Annotated in this window: 17 protein-coding genes and 1 pseudogene; 14 read left to right on the top strand and 4 right to left on the bottom strand. The window is 53.5% G+C overall.

Annotated features, from left to right (window positions below):
- Positions 1–58 precede the first annotated feature (58 nt).
- Positions 59–1,102, bottom strand: a complete 1,044-nt coding sequence (gene mreB, locus K7B04_RS07705) for a rod shape-determining protein MreB (RefSeq protein WP_000913396.1) — start codon at positions 1,100–1,102, stop codon at positions 59–61.
- A gap of 304 nt (positions 1,103–1,406) precedes the next feature.
- Positions 1,407–3,347: an RNase E specificity factor CsrD gene (gene csrD / locus K7B04_RS07700; RefSeq protein WP_163446533.1), complete on the bottom strand. Its 1,941-nt coding sequence runs from the start codon at positions 3,345–3,347 to the stop codon at positions 1,407–1,409.
- Positions 3,348–3,564: 217 nt separating this feature from the next.
- Between csrD and K7B04_RS07695 the strand changes: the two genes are divergently transcribed.
- From K7B04_RS07695 to fis, 11 genes and pseudogenes are all read left to right on the top strand, one after another.
- The gene (locus K7B04_RS07695; protein WP_223803778.1) at positions 3,565–4,539 is read left to right on the top strand and encodes an MDR family oxidoreductase; all 975 of its coding nucleotides are present in this window, start codon (positions 3,565–3,567) and stop codon (positions 4,537–4,539) included.
- A gap of 77 nt (positions 4,540–4,616) precedes the next feature.
- Positions 4,617–5,615 (top strand): protein-methionine-sulfoxide reductase catalytic subunit MsrP, encoded by a 999-nt coding sequence (msrP, locus tag K7B04_RS07690; protein WP_065356172.1) that lies wholly within the window; start codon positions 4,617–4,619, stop codon positions 5,613–5,615.
- Positions 5,615–6,214 carry a protein-methionine-sulfoxide reductase heme-binding subunit MsrQ gene (gene msrQ / locus K7B04_RS07685; RefSeq protein WP_223803777.1) on the top strand — a complete coding sequence of 200 codons (600 nt, stop codon included), beginning with the start codon at positions 5,615–5,617 and terminating at the stop codon, positions 6,212–6,214. The genes msrP and msrQ overlap by 1 nt, the downstream gene beginning before the upstream one ends.
- A gap of 234 nt (positions 6,215–6,448) precedes the next feature.
- Positions 6,449–6,901: a type II 3-dehydroquinate dehydratase gene (gene aroQ, locus K7B04_RS07680; protein WP_064541720.1), complete on the top strand. Its 453-nt coding sequence runs from the start codon at positions 6,449–6,451 to the stop codon at positions 6,899–6,901.
- 22 nt (positions 6,902–6,923) lie between these two features.
- A complete protein-coding gene (accB, locus tag K7B04_RS07675) occupies positions 6,924–7,385 on the top strand; it encodes an acetyl-CoA carboxylase biotin carboxyl carrier protein (protein WP_163446536.1) in 462 nt (153 codons plus the stop codon).
- A 10-nt stretch (positions 7,386–7,395) separates the two neighbouring features.
- The gene (gene accC, locus K7B04_RS07670) at positions 7,396–8,745 is read left to right on the top strand and encodes an acetyl-CoA carboxylase biotin carboxylase subunit (RefSeq protein ID WP_163446537.1); all 1,350 of its coding nucleotides are present in this window, start codon (positions 7,396–7,398) and stop codon (positions 8,743–8,745) included.
- Positions 8,746–8,855: 110 nt separating this feature from the next.
- Complete coding sequence (locus tag K7B04_RS07665; protein ID WP_223803776.1) at positions 8,856–9,101, top strand: YhdT family protein; 246 nt, start codon at positions 8,856–8,858, stop codon at positions 9,099–9,101.
- The gene (gene panF, locus K7B04_RS07660) at positions 9,091–10,542 is read left to right on the top strand and encodes a sodium/pantothenate symporter (RefSeq protein ID WP_163446539.1); all 1,452 of its coding nucleotides are present in this window, start codon (positions 9,091–9,093) and stop codon (positions 10,540–10,542) included. Before K7B04_RS07665 ends, panF begins: the two co-directional genes overlap by 11 nt.
- A gap of 11 nt (positions 10,543–10,553) precedes the next feature.
- A complete protein-coding gene (prmA, locus tag K7B04_RS07655) occupies positions 10,554–11,435 on the top strand; it encodes a 50S ribosomal protein L11 methyltransferase (RefSeq protein ID WP_163446540.1) in 882 nt (293 codons plus the stop codon).
- Positions 11,436–11,796: 361 nt separating this feature from the next.
- Positions 11,797–12,805, top strand: a pseudogene (gene dusB, locus K7B04_RS07650) (tRNA dihydrouridine synthase DusB).
- Positions 12,787–13,083 carry a DNA-binding transcriptional regulator Fis gene (gene fis, locus K7B04_RS07645; protein ID WP_000462905.1) on the top strand — a complete coding sequence of 99 codons (297 nt, stop codon included), beginning with the start codon at positions 12,787–12,789 and terminating at the stop codon, positions 13,081–13,083. The pseudogene dusB and the gene fis overlap by 19 nt, the downstream one beginning before the upstream one ends.
- A 71-nt stretch (positions 13,084–13,154) precedes the next feature.
- On the opposite strand, the gene K7B04_RS07640 is transcribed toward fis, so the two are convergent.
- Both K7B04_RS07640 and envR read right to left on the bottom strand, forming a co-directional pair.
- Positions 13,155–13,988, bottom strand: coding sequence for an MBL fold metallo-hydrolase (locus K7B04_RS07640; protein ID WP_223803775.1), 834 nt, complete (start codon positions 13,986–13,988; stop codon positions 13,155–13,157).
- 120 nt (positions 13,989–14,108) lie between these two features.
- Positions 14,109–14,762: an acrEF/envCD operon transcriptional regulator gene (gene envR / locus K7B04_RS07635; RefSeq protein WP_167574933.1), complete on the bottom strand. Its 654-nt coding sequence runs from the start codon at positions 14,760–14,762 to the stop codon at positions 14,109–14,111.
- A gap of 360 nt (positions 14,763–15,122) precedes the next feature.
- Here envR and K7B04_RS07630 point away from each other — a divergent pair, with 360 nt between their 5' ends.
- The 3 genes from K7B04_RS07630 (at position 15,123) to K7B04_RS07620 (ending at position 19,911) form a co-directional block, all read left to right on the top strand.
- A complete protein-coding gene (locus K7B04_RS07630; RefSeq protein ID WP_167574932.1) occupies positions 15,123–16,262 on the top strand; it encodes an efflux RND transporter periplasmic adaptor subunit in 1,140 nt (379 codons plus the stop codon).
- A gap of 12 nt (positions 16,263–16,274) precedes the next feature.
- A complete protein-coding gene (locus K7B04_RS07625; protein WP_167574931.1) occupies positions 16,275–19,385 on the top strand; it encodes an efflux RND transporter permease subunit in 3,111 nt (1,036 codons plus the stop codon).
- Between the two features lie 304 nt (positions 19,386–19,689).
- Entirely contained in the window at positions 19,690–19,911 is a 222-nt protein-coding gene (locus K7B04_RS07620) for a lipoprotein (RefSeq protein WP_035891258.1), read from the top strand.
- Positions 19,912–20,167: the final 256 nt, after the last annotated feature.

Below are 20,167 nucleotides of genomic sequence, written 5' to 3'. Positions count from 1 at the left end.
TATTCTCGTGTCAGTGAAATTGAGGGTAGCCTTCTGGCTACCCTGAACCTCATGCTGACTACTCTTCGCTAAACAAGTCGCCGCCGTGCATGTCGATCATTTCCAGCGCCTTGCCGCCGCCACGCGCTACGCAGGTCAGCGGATCTTCAGCAACGACAACTGGAATACCGGTTTCTTCCATTAACAGGCGGTCGAGGTTGCGCAGCAGCGCGCCACCACCGGTCAGAACCATACCGCGCTCGGAGATGTCGGAAGCCAGTTCTGGCGGGCACTGTTCCAGTGCAACCATCACTGCGCTCACGATGCCGGTTAGCGGCTCCTGCAGCGCTTCGAGAATTTCGTTGGAATTCAGCGTGAAGCCACGCGGAACGCCTTCTGCCAGGTTACGGCCACGCACTTCGATTTCACGCACTTCGTCACCCGGGTAAGCGGAGCCGATTTCGTGCTTGATACGTTCTGCGGTGGCTTCACCGATCAGAGAGCCGTAGTTACGGCGAACGTAGTTGATGATCGCTTCGTCGAAGCGGTCGCCACCGATACGTACGGAAGAGGAGTAAACCACGCCGTTCAGGGAGATAACGGCCACTTCAGTGGTACCGCCACCGATATCGACCACCATGGAACCGGTGGCTTCAGAAACCGGCAGGCCGGCACCAATTGCGGCAGCCATCGGTTCTTCAATCAGGAACACTTCACGGGCACCAGCGCCCTGAGCGGATTCACGGATCGCACGACGTTCAACCTGAGTGGCGCCAACCGGTACACAGACCAGTACGCGCGGGCTTGGGCGCATAAAGCTGTTGCTGTGAACCTGTTTGATGAAGTGCTGGAGCATTTTTTCGGTCACGAAGAAGTCAGCGATAACGCCGTCTTTCATCGGACGAATAGCCGCGATGTTACCTGGCGTACGGCCCAGCATCTGTTTTGCGTCATGACCTACGGCGGCCACGCTTTTCGGTGAACCGGCACGATCCTGACGAATGGCGACCACGGAAGGCTCATTCAATACGATGCCTTGTCCTTTTACGTAAATCAGGGTATTCGCGGTACCCAGGTCAATGGACAGGTCATTGGAAAACATGCCACGAAATTTTTTCAACATACTAAGGGATAATCCTGAAAGCTGGGGCGGAAAACAAAATCCGCTTACTTTACCAACCACACGCAGCAGCGACAAGGCGCAAAAATCATCTGCAACGGTGAAAATTAGTGCAGTTCGTTACCTTTGTTACAAATCCAACCTGACTCCTTCAGTGCAGGGAGACTCACTGCCGCTCCATCCTGGATTTGTACCTGTCAAAGGTCGTCACATGCGTGATGCGTCGTTTTCCCTGGCGAGCAGACATGCACACTCCCGGAAAAAACCGCGCGCGTTATTCTACGTGATAAACACGTTAAACAGCAGGTCAAACCGAATATCTTTGCGAATATTTTTTCACATTTGCGTCAAGTGGCTGGGAAGAGGCAAAAAAATCTCCCTGGCCGCCGAAAACTCCGCATTCTGTCAGCACCTGCCATTCACCGCGGCTGCGTACACCGGCGGCAAATACCTGTATTGATGTTCCTTTACAGGCCTCTACCAGGCTTTGTACCAGCAGCTGGTTCTGGCTGCGCTTTTCTATATCACGTACCAGCACCGGATCGATCTTAATCAGTTCAATCTCAAGCTGCTTAATCCAACTGGTGCTGACAAGGGCTAAACCTGCCTGCGTCACCGCGACCCGAACGCCTAACGCATGAATTAAACGAACGACGGGCTGGAGACGCGTCATATGTTGACAGACATCTACCTCTGCAAGTTCAAAAATAATCCGTCGACGATGCGATTTTTCGCACTGCATTAATACATCACGTAACCAGCGTTGAAAACGCGGGCGGATCAATGACTCTACGGTAACCTGAATCGCCAGGTTTTCTTGCGGCCAGAAGCTGAGGAAAGGAAGCAGACGGGTAATCTGTAAACGGTCGTACTCTTCGCCCAGTCCGAACTCCAGCACCATCGGCAGATACTCAGCGGCAATGACCTCTTCTTTACCGTCGAAGATCCGGCACATCAGCTCTCGATGATGCACGGTGCCGTCAAGACTCACGGCCGGCTTTTGATACAAACGCGGGCCGCCGCGACTGAGCATTTGCTCAATCAGGGTGCGCCAGCGCACGTTGCCGCGCCCTTTCTCCGGTAGTGAATCATCATAAATGGCCCAGCTGTTACTGCCCTGCAATACAGCATTACGCACCGCCGCTTCGGCGTGTTCCATCACCTGCTCGGTGGTTTGCCCGCTGCGCCAGGCGCAAATGCCGATATGCATCATGTCATCGCGATCGAGAATTTTTGCCAGCGGCAGACCGTCGATGGCTTTTAAGAGCTGCCCGGCAATACTGTCGGCCTCTTTTAGCGTGCGGTGCGGCAACAGAACGGTAAAGTCGCTGCGGCGGTAGCGCGCCAGTAACGCGCCGGGGTAGCGCATAATAAAGGTGGAGAGCAGGTTAATCAGGGTAAAAACGTGTTCTTCCGCCGCCGCGCGGCCCCAGTTGTCGCGCAAAAAGTCGAAATCCGGCAGGCGGATCATCATGACGATGCCGTGCGCCCCCACGTTTTCCTGGTCGTCGAGCAGCGTCGCCAACTGGCTATCGAAAAACAGACGGTTGCTCAGGCCGGTTTTTGAATCCTGCGCGGCATAAGAGCGAATCAGCGTATCCAGACGACTGCGCTGCTCGCCGGCAAACTGAATCTCCGACAGCAGCGTATCCAGCGCCGAGCTGGTACGTGCCGGCCATTCGTGAATATTCCCCTTCGCCTTCGCGCCGCGCTCGCCGTTAAGGATCCGCGTGGCGCGCATCTCCAGCAGCTCTTCACCCGCCAGCTGGCGTCGCAGCCAGCGCACGGCAATAAAGACCACCAGCACCATAAAGGCAATCGTGATGGTCAACGGCGCGGTAGTCATCAGCGAGCGGAAATAGTTGGCCATCGGGTCCAGATACACCAGATGAATCTTCATGCCGGGATGTTTGAGCGACGCCACCGTGATTTCGCGATACTGATAGTGGCTGCCCATCGGCAGATAACTACTGCTGCGGGTATGGTGGAACAGTGATTTGTCGTTCAGGGTAAAGTCGATACGCACGATGTCGAGCGGCACCATGATTTCATCGAGCTGGTTGTCGAGCGTCTCAAACGAGCTGTTGACCAGTCGATTATCCAGCACGGTCGCGACGGCCTGCACGCGCGTGGCTATCTTATACTGTATGCCGTTATAGAAACTCAGTGAGGAGCCAATTAACGTCACAAAGATGGTAAGCCCGGTTAAGAGCGTAAAAAAGGCTGAGAACTTCGTCGTTAATCGCATCCCTGAGTTAACTCCGTGGGTTAATCATCCCCCGACAGAGGCCGGGTGCCAGCGTCCGTGTCTTACAAGAAGTAAGCACTAACATATCAAACCAGGCTGGCATACTACCAAACCTGGCGGATCTGGCAATTTATTGCGCCAAATCGATATCAAATGATGATAAGCGAGTATAGTCCCCGGTAAATTTTTTCACTATCAGACCATGTAAGGAAAGGTTATGCAGGCACTCATCTTAGAACAGCAGGATGGCAAAACCCTCGCCGCAGTGAAGGCCGTTGACGACAGTCTGCTGCCGCAGGGCAACGTCACCGTCGACATCCAGTGGTCCAGTTTGAATTATAAAGATGCGCTCGCCATCACCGGCAAAGGGAAAATTATCCGTAACTTCCCGATGGTGCCGGGTATCGACTTTGCCGGTACGGTTCATCACAGTGACGACGCACGCTTCACACCGGGCCAGCAGGTGCTGCTGACCGGTTGGGGCGTTGGCGAAAACCATTGGGGCGGGCTGTCCGAGCGCGCGCGCGTCAACGGTGACTGGCTGGTACCGCTGCCGGCAGGCCTGGACGGACGTAAAGCCATGATTATCGGCACCGCGGGCTTTACCGCGATGCTGTGCGTGATGGCGCTGGAAGACGCGGGCGTGCGCCCGGAAGATGGCGAAATCGTGGTGACCGGCGCCAGCGGCGGCGTAGGCAGCACCGCGATAGCTCTGCTGCATAAGCTGGGTTATCAGGTGGCCGCCGTTTCCGGACGCGAAAGCACTCATGATTACCTGCGCGCGCTGGGCGCGAGCCGTATTCTGGGCCGTGACGAATTTGCCGAAACCCGTCCGCTGGAGAAACAGCTCTGGGCCGGAGCGGTAGACACCGTGGGTGATAAAGTGCTGGCTAAAGTACTGGCGCAGATGAACTACGGCGGTTGCGTCGCAGCCTGCGGCCTGGCTGGCGGTTTTGCGCTCCCCACCACCGTCATGCCGTTTATCCTGCGTAACGTGCGTCTGCAGGGCGTTGACTCGGTCATGACGCCAGCGGCCCGTCGCGCCGAAGCGTGGAAACGTCTGGTGGCGGATCTGCCCGAAACGTTCTATCACCAAAGCGCAACGGAAATTAGCCTCGACCAGGCGCCCGCATTTGCCGACAAGATCATTAACAACCAGATTCAGGGCCGTACGCTGGTCAAAATCGCCTAAAATGCAATTTTTCGTGACATATTCGCATTAATGTCTGGCCTCCGTCATGCTTAGAAAAAAGCATGACGGAGAGCATTATGAATCGCAAAAAACTGACTGAAGCAGACGTCACGGCCGAGTCCGTGTTTATGCTCAAACGCCGCCAGGTGTTGAAAATGCTGGGCATTGGCACCGCTGCCGCCTCGCTTCCCCTGCACGCCTCCAGTCTGACCGACTGGTTTAAGGGCAATGATCGCCCTGCCGCCCCCTCAGGCGCGCCACTTACCTTCGATAAACCCGCCCAATGGCAAAGCAAACTGACGCTGACGCCAGAAAATAAAGTCACCGGCTACAACAACTTTTATGAATTTGGGTTGGATAAGGCCGATCCGGCAGCAAACGCCGGAAGTTTACAGACCAACCCGTGGAAACTGACGATCGGTGGCGAAGTGGCGAAACCGTTGACGCTCGATCATGATGACCTGACCAAACGTTTTCCACTGGAAGAACGAATTTATCGAATGCGCTGCGTGGAGGCGTGGTCGATGGTGGTGCCGTGGATTGGCTTCCCGCTGCATAAGCTGCTGGCTGCCGTCGAACCCACCAGCAACGCGAAGTACGTGGCTTTTAAAACCCTCTACTCGCCAGAAACCATGCCCGGACAGAAGGATCGCTTTATCGGCGGCGGCCTGGCATATCCTTATATAGAAGGGCTACGTCTGGACGAAGCGATGAATCCGCTGACGCTGCTCACCGTGGGCGTTTACGGCAAAGCATTACCGCCGCAAAACGGCGCGCCGATCCGCCTGACGGTGCCATGGAAGTACGGCTTTAAAGGCATTAAGTCGATTGTCAGTATTACGCTCACCCGCGATCGCCCCGATACCACCTGGAACCTGGCGGCGCCTGATGAATACGGTTTTTACGCCAACGTGAACCCGCATGTCGATCACCCTCGCTGGTCTCAGGCAACGGAACGGTTTATCGGTTCTGGCGGCATTCTCGACGTACAGCGCCAACCGACGCTGCTGTTTAACGGCTACGCCGATGAGGTGGCCTCGCTGTATCGCGGGATGAATCTGCGGGAGAATTTTTAATGCGTTTCACGGCTAAACAGATAACCTGGCTGAAAGTTTGCCTGCATCTTGCCGCATTTTTGCCGTTTGCGTGGCTGTTCTGGGCGATCTCTCAAGGGCAGCTCAGCGCCGATCCGGTCAAGGATATCCAGCACTTTACCGGTAGGATGGCTCTGAAATTGCTGCTGGCGACCTTGTTGGTCGCCCCGCTGGCGCGTTACGCTAAACAGCCGTTGCTGATTCGCACGCGCCGCTTGTTGGGTCTGTGGTGTTTCACCTGGGCGACGATTCACCTCACCAGCTACAGCCTGCTGGAACTGGGGATCCAGAATCTGTCGCTATTAGGGCAAGAAATTGTGACTCGGCCCTATCTGCTGCTGGGATTAGCCTGCTGGCTTATCCTGTTGGCGCTGGCGGTCACCTCAACGCAGGCGATGCAACGAAAACTCGGGCGACGCTGGCAGCTTTTGCATAACTTCGTCTATCTTGTCGCGATCCTCGCGCCGATACATTATCTGTGGTCGGTGAAGATTATCTCACCGCAACCGCTCATCTATGCCGGCTGCGCCATCGTGCTATTAGCCTGTCGCTATAAGAAGTTTCGCCAGTGGTGGCGATGATGTCGCGATATGTGCGGTTTACCACAATTCACTTATAGTCAGACGTTCTTTACACGATAGCAGTTGATAATCTTCCCTGATAAGACCAGTATTTAGCTGCCAAATGCTACGAAATAGTTATAATGTGCGACCTTGGTTTTCCTGACGAGGGTTTTAAGCCTCTGAAAAGGTGACAATCGCGCATCGAAGGTATATTTTGTTTTTTACCCGAGAATTGCAGGAGATAGCAGCACAATGACTGACAAGTTTCGCATTTTGCTTTTGAACGGCCCGAACCTGAATATGTTAGGCACCCGTGAGCCAGAGAAGTATGGCACGCTGACGCTTTCCCAGATCGTAAGCCGCTTAACCGCGGAAGCCGAAGCCTTGAACGTCACGCTCGACAGCCTGCAATCCAACGCCGAGTACGTCCTCATCGACCGTATTCATCAGGCTAAAGACAATATTGACTATATCCTGATCAATCCGGCCGCGTTCACGCACACGAGCGTTGCCCTTCGCGATGCGTTGCTGTCGGTGAGCATCCCGTTTATCGAGATTCACCTCAGCAACGTCCATGCGCGCGAACCATTCCGTCATCATTCGTATCTGTCTGATATCGCTTCCGGCGTTATCTGCGGGCTCGGGGCTGACGGCTATTCATACGCTTTACAGACGGCGGTAAAACGCCTGTCACAATCAAACTAAACAAAGAGTACGGAACCCACTCATGGATATTCGTAAGATTAAAAAACTGATCGAGCTGGTCGAAGAGTCTGGCATCAACGAACTGGAAATTTCTGAAGGCGAAGAGTCTGTGCGCATCAGCCGCACGGCGCCGAACACCGGTATTCCAGTGATGCAGCAGGCTTATGCAGCGCCTGTTATGCAACAGCAGGCACCTGTCGCGGCAGCAGCACCAGCCGCAGCTGAAGCCCCGGCTAAAGCTGAAATCAGTGGTCACATCGTACGTTCCCCGATGGTTGGTACTTTCTATCGCACTCCAGGCCCGGATGCTAAAGCATTCGTGGAAGTTGGTCAGAAAGTTAACGTGGGCGACACCCTGTGCATCGTTGAAGCGATGAAAATGATGAACCAGATTGAAGCTGACAAAGCAGGGACTGTGAAAGCAATCCTGGTAGAAAGCGGTCAGCCGGTTGAATTTGACGAGCCGCTGGTCGTCATCGAGTAACGAGGCGAAGATGCTGGATAAAATTGTCATCGCTAACCGCGGCGAGATCGCACTGCGTATTCTTCGTGCCTGTAAAGAACTGGGCATCAAGACCGTCGCTGTGCACTCGACTGCGGACCGCGATTTAAAACACGTACTGCTGGCGGATGAGACGGTTTGTATCGGCCCGGCGCCATCCGTAAAAAGCTATCTGAACATCCCGGCTATCATCAGCGCAGCTGAGATCACCGGCGCAGTGGCGATTCACCCAGGCTATGGCTTCCTCTCTGAGAACGCCAACTTTGCCGAGCAGGTTGAACGTTCCGGCTTTATCTTCATCGGCCCGAAAGCCGACACCATTCGCCTGATGGGCGACAAAGTGTCTGCGATCACCGCGATGAAGAAAGCAGGCGTACCGACCGTTCCGGGCTCTGACGGCCCGCTGGGCGACGACATGGACGCTAACCGCGCACATGCGAAACGCATCGGCTACCCGGTCATCATCAAAGCCTCCGGCGGCGGCGGCGGTCGCGGTATGCGCGTAGTGCGCAGCGACTCCGACCTGGCGCAGTCCATTGCCATGACCAAAGCGGAAGCGAAGTCTGCTTTCAACAATGACATGGTGTACATGGAAAAATACCTGGAAAATCCTCGCCACGTCGAGATCCAGGTACTGGCTGATGGTCAGGGTAACGCTATCTATCTGGCTGAACGTGACTGCTCCATGCAGCGTCGTCACCAGAAAGTCGTCGAAGAAGCGCCGGCACCGGGCATTACCCCGGAACTGCGTCGCTACATCGGCGAACGCTGCGCGAAAGCGTGTGTGGATATCGGCTACCGCGGCGCGGGTACTTTCGAGTTCCTGTTTGAAAACGGCGAGTTCTACTTCATTGAAATGAACACCCGTATCCAGGTAGAGCACCCGGTTACCGAGATGATCACCGGCGTTGACCTGATCAAAGAGCAGCTGCGTATTGCTGCCGGTCAGCCGCTGTCCATCAAGCAAGAAGAAGTGCAGGTTCGCGGCCATGCGGTAGAATGCCGTATCAACGCCGAAGACCCGGACACCTTCCTGCCAAGCCCGGGTAAAATCACCCGCTTCCACGCGCCGGGCGGCTTTGGCGTTCGTTGGGAATCTCATATCTACGCCGGCTACACCGTACCGCCGTACTATGACTCAATGATCGGCAAACTCATCTGCTACGGTGAGACCCGTGACGTGGCGATTGCTCGCATGAAGAATGCGCTGCAGGAGCTGATCATCGACGGTATCAAAACCAACGTTGATCTGCAGATGCGCATTATGAGCGACGAGAACTTCCAGCATGGTGGTACCAACATCCACTATCTGGAGAAAAAACTCGGATTGCAGGAAAAATAATCCTGTTCTCGCAACAAAAGGCCGGATTTTCCGGCCTTTTTTCTTTTTCTCTCCCCTCATCTTTTCCTTGCGGTACAATCCCCGCTTTCTTCATCCACAAGGGACAAAAAATGGACAAGCGTTTTGTTCAGGCCCATAAAGAGGCGCGCTGGGCGCTGTGGCTAACCCTTCTCTATCTTGTAGCGTGGTTAGCAAGCGCTTACATACCAAACTCGATGCAGGGCTTCACTGGCCTGCCGCACTGGTTTGAGATGGCCTGCCTGCTGATTCCGCTGGTATTTATTTTGTTGTGTTGGGCGATGGTGAAATTTATCTATCGCGATATTCCGCTGGAGGATGACGACCATGCAGCTTGAAGTCATTCTGCCGCTTATCGCCTATCTGCTCGTCGTTTTTGGTCTGTCGATTTACGCCATGCGTAAACGAGCGACCGGAAACTTCCTCAATGAGTATTTTCTCGGTAGCCGCTCAATGGGAGGCATCGTCCTTGCCATGACGCTCACGGCCACCTATATCAGCGCCAGTTCGTTTATCGGCGGGCCGGGCGCGGCTTATAAGTACGGGCTTGGGTGGGTGCTGCTGGCGATGATTCAGCTACCCGCCGTCTGGCTCTCGCTGGGAGTATTGGGCAAAAAGTTCGCTATTCTTGCTCGTCGCTATAACGCCGTGACGCTCAACGATATGCTGTTTGCCCGCTACCAGAGTCGCCTGCTGGTCTGGCTGGCAAGCCTGAGCCTGCTGGTTGCTTTTGTCGGCGCGATGACCGTCCAGTTTATCGGCGGCGCGCGCCTGCTGGAAACCGCCGCGGGCATTCCCTATGAAACCGGCCTGCTCATTTTTGGTATCAGCATTGCACTGTATACCGCGTTCGGCGGCTTTCGCGCCAGCGTGCTGAACGACACCATGCAGGGCCTGGTGATGCTTGTCGGCACCATCGTACTGCTGGTTGGCATTGTGCATGCAGCGGGCGGGTTGAGCCACGCGGTGCAAACGCTGGAAGCGATTGACCCGAAACTCGTTTCGCCACAAGGGGCGGATGATATTCTGTCGCCGACCTTTATGACCTCGTTCTGGGTGCTGGTCTGCTTTGGGGTAATTGGTTTACCGCACACGGCAGTGCGCTGCATCTCTTATAAAGACAGTAAGGCGGTGCACCGGGGTATTATTATCGGGACGATCGTCGTCGCGATCCTGATGTTCGGTATGCACCTTGCCGGCGCGCTGGGACGCGCGGTTATTCCGGACCTCACGGTGCCGGATCTGGTCATCCCTACGTTGATGGTGAAAGTGCTTCCCCCCTTCGCGGCAGGGATTTTCCTGGCGGCGCCGATGGCGGCAATTATGTCGACAATTAATGCCCAACTGCTGCAAAGTTCCGCTACGATCATCAAAGATCTCTATTTGAATCTGCACCCGGAACAGATGCAGAATGAGCGTCGTTTGAAGCGCATGTCGGCGGCAATCACGCTGATTCTGGGCGCATTGCTGCTGCTGGCCGCCTGGCGCCCGCCTGAGATGATTATCTGGTTAAACCTGCTGGCCTTTGGCGGGCTTGAAGCCGTATTCCTGTGGCCGTTGGTGTTAGGCCTGTATTGGGAGCGCGCCAATGCAGCCGGAGCGCTGAGCGGGATGATCGTGGGTGGCGTGCTGTACGCCGTACTGGCGACGTTTAATATTCAGTACCTGGGCTTCCATCCGATTGTGCCTTCGTTACTGCTAAGTTTGCTGGCGTTTGTGGTCGGGAACCGTTTTGGTCAACCTGCCCCACAAGCAGCCGTAATTTCTACTGATAAATAAAGAGTTTTGCCATGCCGTGGATCCAACTGAAACTGAACACAACCGGCGCCCATGCCGAAGATCTTAGCGATGCGCTGATGGAAGCCGGTTCGGTCTCCATCACCTTCCAGGATACGCATGACACGCCGGTCTTCGAGCCGTTGCCGGGTGAAACTCGCCTGTGGGGCGATACCGACGTTATCGGCCTGTTTGATGCAGAAACCGACATGAAAGAGGTCGTTTCCCTGCTTGAGCAACATCCTCTGCTGGGCGCGGGCTTTGCGCATAAAATCGAACAGCTGGAAGATAAAGACTGGGAGCGTGAGTGGATGGACAACTTCCACCCGATGCGCTTTGGCGAGCGTTTGTGGATCTGCCCAAGCTGGCGCGACGTGCCGGATGAGAACGCGGTCAACGTGATGCTCGACCCGGGTCTGGCCTTCGGCACCGGTACCCACCCAACCACTTCGCTGTGCCTGCAGTGGCTGGATGGACTGGATCTGACCGGCAAGACGGTGATCGACTTCGGCTGCGGTTCCGGGATCCTCGCGATCGCCGCGCTGAAGCTGGGCGCGGCGAAAGCCATCGGGATCGATATCGATCCGCAGGCCATTCAGGCCAGCCGCGACAATGCCCAGCGTAACGGCGTTTCCGAACGCCTGGAGCTGTATCTGCCGCAGGACCAACCAGAAGCCATGAAAGCCGACGTGGTGGTCGCCAACATCCTGGCCGGCCCATTACGTGAACTCGCGCCGTTAATCAGCGTGCTGCCGGTTACAGGCGGCCTGCTGGGCCTGTCAGGCATCCTGGCCAGCCAGGCGGAAAGCGTATGTGAAGCATATGCCGACCTCTTCGACCTCGACGCCGTCGTCGAAAAAGAAGAGTGGTGCCGCATTACTGGCCGCAAAAAATAATCGTCTCTGAATGCGGCCTGCTGGCCGCATTTTCCCCTTCCCGAACGTTTTATCCCCCTCATAAATGCGAGACAGATCGCATTTACCGAACCAATATTGTTCATTAAATCATCACTTTATCGCTCAAGCGCTCGCCGTTACGCAAGAATACGAGAGAAGTTTGATGATTTTCTGAATGCGCACAAAACATTCACTTTTGTATAATTTGATGATTAATATGGAAATTTATCGTCGATTCGCTTTCAGTACTGAGATTCATTGATCTACAACATCGGATTGCTCAAAGTTTGGCCTTTCATCTCGTGCAAAAAATGCGTAATATACGCCGCCTTGCAGTCACAGTATGGTCATTTCTTAACTCATGCGTATCGGACAACACCAGCTCAGAAATCGCCTGATCGCAGCGCCCATGGCTGGCATCACTGACAGACCATTCCGGACGTTGTGCTACGAGATGGGAGCAGGCTTAACCGTATCAGAGATGATGTCCTCCAACCCGCAGGTGTGGGAGAGCGATAAATCTCGGTTACGTATGGTGCACGTGGATGAACCAGGTATTCGTACCGTGCAAATCGCCGGTAGCGATCCTGAAGAGATGGCCGGAGCCGCCCGCATTAATGTGGAAAGCGGCGCCCAGATTATTGATATTAATATGGGCTGTCCGGCAAAAAAGGTGAATCGCAAGCTAGCAGGCTCAGCCCTACTGCAATATCCGGATCAGGTGAAGGCTATCCTGAACGCGGTTGTTAAGGCGGTGGACGTTCCTGTCACACTCAAGATTCGCACTGGCTGGGCTCCTGAGCACCGTAACTGTGTAGAAATTGCCCAACTGGCTGAAGACTGTGGCATTCAGGCTCTGACTATTCACGGACGCACCCGCGCCTGCTTGTTTAACGGAGACGCTGAGTACGACAGCATTCGGACAGTTAAGCAGAACGTTTCCATTCCGATTATCGCGAATGGCGACATTACTGACCCGCTTAAAGCCAGAGCTGTACTCGACTATACGGGGGCTGATGCCCTGATGATAGGACGTGCGGCTCAGGGAAGACCCTGGATCTTTCGGGAAATCCAGCATTATCTGGACACTGGGGAGCTGCTGCCTCCACTGCCTCTGGCAGAGGTGAAGCGCTTGCTTTGTGCGCACGTTCGGGAACTGCATGACTTTTACGGTCAGGCAAAAGGGTACCGAATCGCGCGGAAACACGTCTCCTGGTATCTCCAGGAGCACGCTCCAAATGACCAGTTTCGGCGCACATTCAACGCCATTGAGGATGCCAGCGAACAGCTGGAGGCGTTGGAGGCATACTTCGAAAATTTTGCGTAATAGAAATAAAGAGCTGACAGAACTATGTTCGAACAACGCGTAAATTCTGACGTACTGACCGTTTCTACCGTTAACTCTCAGGATCAGGTAACCCAAAAACCCCTGCGTGACTCGGTTAAACAGGCACTGAAGAACTATTTTGCTCAACTGAACGGTCAGGACGTTAATGACCTGTATGAGCTGGTACTGGCTGAAGTAGAACAGCCCCTGTTGGACATGGTGATGCAATACACCCGTGGTAACCAGACCCGCGCAGCCCTGATGATGGGCATCAACCGCGGTACTCTGCGTAAGAAACTGAAAAAATACGGCATGAACTGATACTAATCAGTTAATTGCTTGATTTTGAAGGCGCTACTCGGCATGGGGAAGCGCCTTTTTTATTGCCTGTTTTACGCCTTCATATAGACGATACGGTATCCTGGCCCCTCAGGGATGACCTGCGCAAAACCACTCCCCCCAAAGTGCATTCCCGCCACCAGCAGTTTTTCCTGCGCCGCCTGCGCCAGGATGCGTTTACGTGAAGCCTTTGCTTGCTCGGGGTCGATATCAAACGCAATGGACACATCGGGATGTGCCGTCTGAATATAGGGGAAGTGGACGATATCTCCCCAGATAAGCAGGCTGGCCTGCGGCGTATCGATTCTGAAGCCCGTATGCCCTGGCGTATGACCAGGCAGATGAACCGGCTGAATCCCCTCGATAATCGGCTTGTCGTCGAGTAAAGAAACGCGTTCGCCGTATACCGCCAACGTCTGGCGCGCCCGGATAAAGTTACGCTGCGCACGTTCGTTAGCCTGCGCCAGACGCTCATCATTCTGCCAGAACGCGATTTCGAGCGGATGAATGTAGAGCCGGGCATTCGGATAAACAGCCGCTCCGGCTTCATCCAGCAAGCCGCCGATATGATCGGGATGCGCATGGGTTAACAGCAACGTATCAACCGCCTCCGGCTCAACGCCAAACGCCTGTAGATTATCCCTGAACAGCCCACCCACGTTGTTTGCGCCCCCCGTGCCAGAATCCACCAGAATCGTGCGCCCGCGTCCGCGAATCAGATAGCCATAAATATGCAGGTTGCCGGGTTCAGCCACGCCGGCGCTGCGCTGAATCTCTCCCGCGTCGGTCGTCGTGATACCCGAGAGCAGATCCAGGCTGGCGGACATATTCCCGTCGCTCAGCGCGGTTACCTGAAAATCCCCAATCTGGCGGGAAATAAAGTCCATAAACACCTCATTATGATCACGGTAAGTAACAAATAAGATGACAGATACTGCGTATGGAAAACAGTGGGAGAATCGTGAGATGAAATTTTTTCAGCCATCCCTGACCGAAAGCGTGCAGAATTACTGATTAACCACCAGAGCAGGTCGGCTCGCCCAGAAACTTTGGGCGCAGACCGTGGACATAATATTGTCGACCAGCAGTGGCGCTTGTTGATAGAGATCGAACTGCTGCGGGTCCATTAACCAGTTTTTAATCAAACCGCTAAACGCGCTATATAAAACGATTAATATAATCTCAATATTTGTATCTTTAGGTAAGATCTGGTTACGTACACAGCCCTGCAGTATATTACGCACGGAATCATAGCCAAATCCTATTTTCTTTCTGATTTCGCACTCCGACATCATGTCGCTATTAAATTCGCACTTATGATACAGAATCTGCATCAAAGCACGCTGACGCGGCGTTTCCGCAATATATTGCAAACCTAATACAAATTTATTCCTTAAGTCCAATAATGGATTTCCAGTCTCTATTTGTTTCAATTTATGATGAACTAAATCACGCAGAGGGAGTTGCTCCTGCCACATTGCGTTAAATAACTCACTCTTACTTGAAAAATGCCAGTAAACCGCCCCCCGCGTGACGCCAGCAGCATCGGCAATATCAGTCAGCGTGGTGTTGCTGACGCCGCGCCGCGCAAACTGTTCGATTGCCGCGTCGAGCAGCATCTGACGCGTCTTGAGCGCCTCTTCTTTCGTTTTTCTTGCCATGAAATGTATCGCTTACCATTGGATGAGCGGTGAATAATTTATATTACTCTATTCAATCTACCATTCAGATTAACCGCTGTGTTTACCAAAAAGTTTGATAGCCTCCGAAAAATAGATAAATACAGTGAATCCATGTTTTATTAAATCATCATTCACCATATGAATATAATCATCCGCATTATGCCTCGGCTTATTCTCCAATCCTGCTATTTTTGTGTTTCCGTGCCTTGCCACTCCATCAAAAATAACTATCTCTTACATCCAACGGTGTTTATTTGTAGGATAACGAACTGTTTTTTATTCACCCTTTCTTTCACAGATTTGTAGTCAAATCTGGCTATCAATCTATAAGGAACCGCAATGACGAGCCACGCCAGAGTTACACTCTTATCCAGCTTAATTATCTCTGCGGCATTATTAAGCGGCTGCGATAATTCAGGCGATCAGCAAGCGCATGCCCCCATGCCTCAGGTTACTGTTCATGTTGTGAACAATGCGCCACTCTCCATCATCACTGAATTGCCGGGGCGCACCTCTGCGTTCCGCGTCGCAGAGGTTCGCCCACAGGTCAGCGGTATTATCCTGAAGCGTAACTTTGTGGAAGGTAGTGACGTTGAAGCCGGGCAATCGCTTTACCAAATCGACCCTGCAACCTATCAGGCAGCTTATGACAGCGCCAAAGGCGACGAGTCAAAAGCAGAGGCCGCCGCCGCCATTGCCCATCTGACGGTAAAACGCTATGTCCCGCTGTTGGGGACGAAATACATCAGTCAGCAGGATTATGACCAGGCGGTGGCGACTGCGCGTCAGGCCGATGCCGACGTCATGGCGGCAAAAGCCGCTGTCGAGAGTGCCCGTATCAATCTTGCTTATACCAAAGTGACCTCTCCTATCACCGGTCGCATTGGCAAGTCCAGCGTGACGGAAGGCGCACTGGTGACCAACGGGCAGTCCAACGCGATGGCCACGGTGCAGCAGCTCGATCCAATTTACGTCGATGTGACCCAGTCCAGCAGCGATTTTATGCGTCTGAAGCAGGAGAGCCTGCAACAGGGTAGCGATGCGAAGAGCGTCCAGTTAGTAATGGAGAATGGTCAGCCCTACGCGCTGAAAGGATCTCTGCAATTCTCTGACGTCACTGTCGATGAAAGTACCGGCTCGATCACCCTACGCGCCATCTTCCCTAACCCGCAGCATACGCTGCTGCCGGGCATGTTTGTGCGAGCACGCATCGATGAAGGGGTAAATCCGAGCGCAATGCTGGTTCCACAGCAGGGTGTCACCCGTACGCCGCGAGGCGATGCCACCGTGCTGCTGGTCAATGACAAAAATCAGGTGGAAACCCGTAACGTTGTGGCCGCGCAGGCAGTTGGCGACCAGTGGCTGATCACCAGCGGCCTGAAGGCTGGCGATAAAGTTATCGTCAGTGGGCTACAGAAAGTACGCCCTGGCGTGACCGTGAAGGCAGAAGAGGATACCGCGGCTCCGGCTGCGCAATAAGGTACCAAACCCATGTCTAAGTTTTTTATCCATCGTCCAGTTTTTGCCTGGGTTCTGGCCATCATTTTGATGATCGCCGGCGGGCTGGCTATTTTGCAGTTGCCTATCGCGCAATATCCTACGATTGCACCGCCAGCCGTGGCGATCTCCGCCACTTATCCGGGTGCTGACGCCCAGACCGTGCAGGACACCGTTACTCAGGTTATCGAACAGAATATGAACGGTATCGATAATCTGATGTATATGTCCTCTACCAGCGATTCAGCCGGTTCGGTGACTATCACTCTGACCTTTAATTCAGGGACCGATCCGGATATCGCCCAGGTTCAGGTGCAGAACAAACTGCAGCTGGCCACGCCGTTGCTGCCGCAGGAAGTGCAGCAGCAAGGGATCAGCGTAGAGAAATCAAGCAGCAGCTTCCTGTTAGTCGCCGGGTTTATCTCCGATAACCCGAATACCGTGCAGGACGACATTTCTGACTACATCGCCTCTAACGTTAAAGATCCGATCAGCCGTCTGAACGGCGTCGGCGACGTCCAGCTTTTTGGCGCACAATACGCGATGCGTATCTGGCTCGACGGGAATCAGCTCAACAAATACAACCTGACGCCGGTCGACGTGATCAATCAGTTGAAGGTACAGAACGACCAAATTGCTGCCGGCCAATTGGGTGGCACACCTTCAGTGAAAGGTCAGCAGCTTAACGCCTCTATCATTGCGCAGACACGTCTGAAAGATCCGGTCGAGTTCGGTAAAGTCACCCTACGGGTTAACGCCGATGGTTCTGTCGTTCATCTGAGCGATGTCGCGCGCATTGAGCTAGGTGGCGAAAACTACAACGTCGTTGCCCGTATTAACGGTAAACCGGCTTCAGGGCTGGGGATTAAGCTTGCCACGGGCGCGAATGCGCTGGATACGGCGAACGCAATTAAGGCCAAGCTGGCAGAGCTACAGCCTTTCTTCCCGCAGGGAATGAAAGTGGTCTATCCGTACGACACCACGCCATTCGTCACTATCTCGATTCACGAAGTGGTCAAAACGCTGTTTGAAGCGATTATCCTCGTCTTCCTCGTTATGTATCTGTTCTTACAGAACATCCGCGCTACGCTCATTCCCACAATCGCCGTGCCGGTGGTATTGCTGGGGACCTTTGCCGTACTGGAGATGTTTGGCTACTCGATAAACACCCTGACGATGTTCGGGATGGTGCTCGCGATAGGCCTATTGGTCGATGATGCCATCGTGGTGGTTGAAAACGTTGAGCGTGTGATGGTCGAAGAACAGCTTTCGCCAGTTGAAGCGACGGAGAAATCCATGTCGCAGATCCAGGGCGCGCTGGTCGGTATCGCTATGGTGCTATCGGCGGTGTTCGTGCCGATGGCCTTCTTTGGCGGCTCTACCGGCGCTATCTACCGCCAGTTCTCAATTACCATCGTTTCGGCCATGGCACTATCGGTTCTGGTTGCCTTGATTCTGACCCCCGCTCTGTGCGCCACGCTGTTGAAACCAGGGTCAGCCGATCACCATGAGAAGAAAGGGTTCTTCGGCTGGTTCAACAATAAGTTTGATCAGAGCGTTAACCACTATACCAACAGCGTGAGCGGCATTCTGCGCTGCACCGGTCGTTATCTGGTTATCTATGTTCTTATTGTCGTTGGGATGGCGGTGCTGTTTGTCCGTCTCCCTACGTCCTTCCTGCCGGATGAAGATCAGGGTGTATTCATGACCATGGTTCAGCTCCCGGCTGGCGCTACGCAGGAACGCACGCAGAAGGTACTGGATACCGTTACCCACTACTATCTGAATAACGAGAAGGCCAACGTGGCAAGCGTCTTTACCGTTAACGGTTTCAGCTTCAGCGGTCAGGGACAAAACTCCGGTATGGCGTTTGTTAGTCTCAAGCCATGGGATGAACGTAGCGGTGATAAGAACAGCGCAGAGTCCATCATCAAACGTGCGACCATGGCCTTCAGCCAGATTAAAGACGCCATGGTCTTCCCGTTCAATATGCCAGCCATTATCGAACTCGGTACGGCTACCGGCTTTGACTTCGAGTTGATTGATCAGGGTAACCTTGGCCATACCGCGCTGACTCAGGCACGTAATCAGCTACTGGGCATGGTGCAACAGCATCCAGACCAGTTGGTTCGCGTACGTCCAAACGGACTGGAAGACACCGCGCAGTTCAAGCTGGATGTCGACCAGGAAAAAGCGCAGGCACTGGGCATCTCTCTGTCGGATATCAATGAAACCATTTCAGCGGCGCTGGGGGGTTACTACGTTAACGACTTTATCGATCATGGCCGCGTGAAGAAGGTATATGTTCAGGCGGATGCTAAATTCCGTATGCTGCCAGGTGATGTCAACAATATGTACGTGCGAAGTGCTAACGGCGAGATGGTGCCGTTCTCTGCCTTCGTCACTTCACATTGGGTTTACGGTTCACCGCGTCTTGAACGTTATAATGGTTTGCCTTCCATGGAGATTTTGGGTGAAGCCGCACCGGGTAAAAGTACCGGTGAGGCCATGACGCTGATGGAACAAATGGCCAGCAAGCTGCCGTCTGGTATTGGCTTTGACTGGACGGGGATGTCCTATCAGGAACGTTTATCCGGCAACCAGGCACCTGCGCTATATGCGATCTCGCTGATCGTCGTCTTCCTGTGTCTGGCGGCACTCTATGAGAGCTGGTCTATCCCATTCTCCGTTATGCTGGTCGTGCCTTTGGGGGTTGTCGGTGCGCTGCTGGCAGCATCGCTACGTGGTTTGAATAACGACGTTTACTTCCAGGTAGGGCTGTTAACCACGATCGGTTTATCAGCGAAGAACGCGATTTTGATCGTTGAGTTTGCCAAGGATCTTATGGAAAAAGAGGGCAAGGGGATCATTGAGGCAACGCTTGAGGCATCACGCATGCGTCTACGTCCAATCTTAATGACTTCGCTGGCCTTCATTCTTGGCGTTATGCCGTTGGTTATCAGCCATGGTGCCGGTAGCGGCGCGCAGAATGCGGTAGGTACCGGGGTTATGGGGGGAATGTTAACAGCAACACTGCTGGCCATTTTCTTCGTACCGGTATTCTTCGTGGTCGTCAGACGTCGCTTTACCAAACATACGGACTAACCTCAGCAACTATCCTGTGAAAGGCGTCTTCGGACGCCTTTTTTAGCGCCAGATAAAGACAGGAGACTCAATACGTTATCGCTGATTTCGCTTATTACTCTGACTATCAGATTATTTCATTATTTTCATCTGCATCATTTCTACACAATCCCACCCATTTATCACTTCTTCTCCACGATATTTACCTAACTCATAAATTGAGATTATTTCCCCTATCAGACCATGGCTATGCAGGTGATAAAATAAGCCATTCCGTAATACGTCCATGATGGCGTAATGAAACGGACTATTTAGAGGCTATATCATGAAAAAATTTATTCTGGTGACGCTGCTGGCAACTCTGCTTGCGGGCTGTGCACATGATTCACCTTGCGTTCCGGTCTATGATGACCAGGGCCGTCTGGTTCATACCAACACCTGTATGAAAGGGACAACGCAAGACAACTGGGAAACCGCAGGAGCCATCGCCGGTGGTGCTGCGGCTCTGGCAGGGCTGACGCTGGGTATCGTCGCGCTGACCAAGTAACAGAACGGCCGTAAAGGCTCGTACCTACGTTTTTTTGCCCCGCGTTAGTTGTTATTTTATTAATAACGCTGACGCGGGTTTATTTTATTCCTTCCGCGTATTCTCCTCTTATTCAGCATCGCATAAAAATCACCAGATATAATAAAGAGATAGCACTACATTTTATTTCAAAGGCGCTATGACGCCCTGTTAAATATAAGGTGATGACACTCTTTACGCGATGTAGATGCCCTGTATTAGCAATCGCTATGTATCA

The sequence above is a fragment of the Kluyvera sp. CRP genome (genome assembly GCF_019930565.1).
GTDB lineage: Bacteria > Pseudomonadota > Gammaproteobacteria > Enterobacterales > Enterobacteriaceae > Kluyvera > Kluyvera georgiana_A.
Note: the sequence above shows the minus strand (reverse complement) of the source record. Positions and strands in the feature narration are given on the sequence as shown.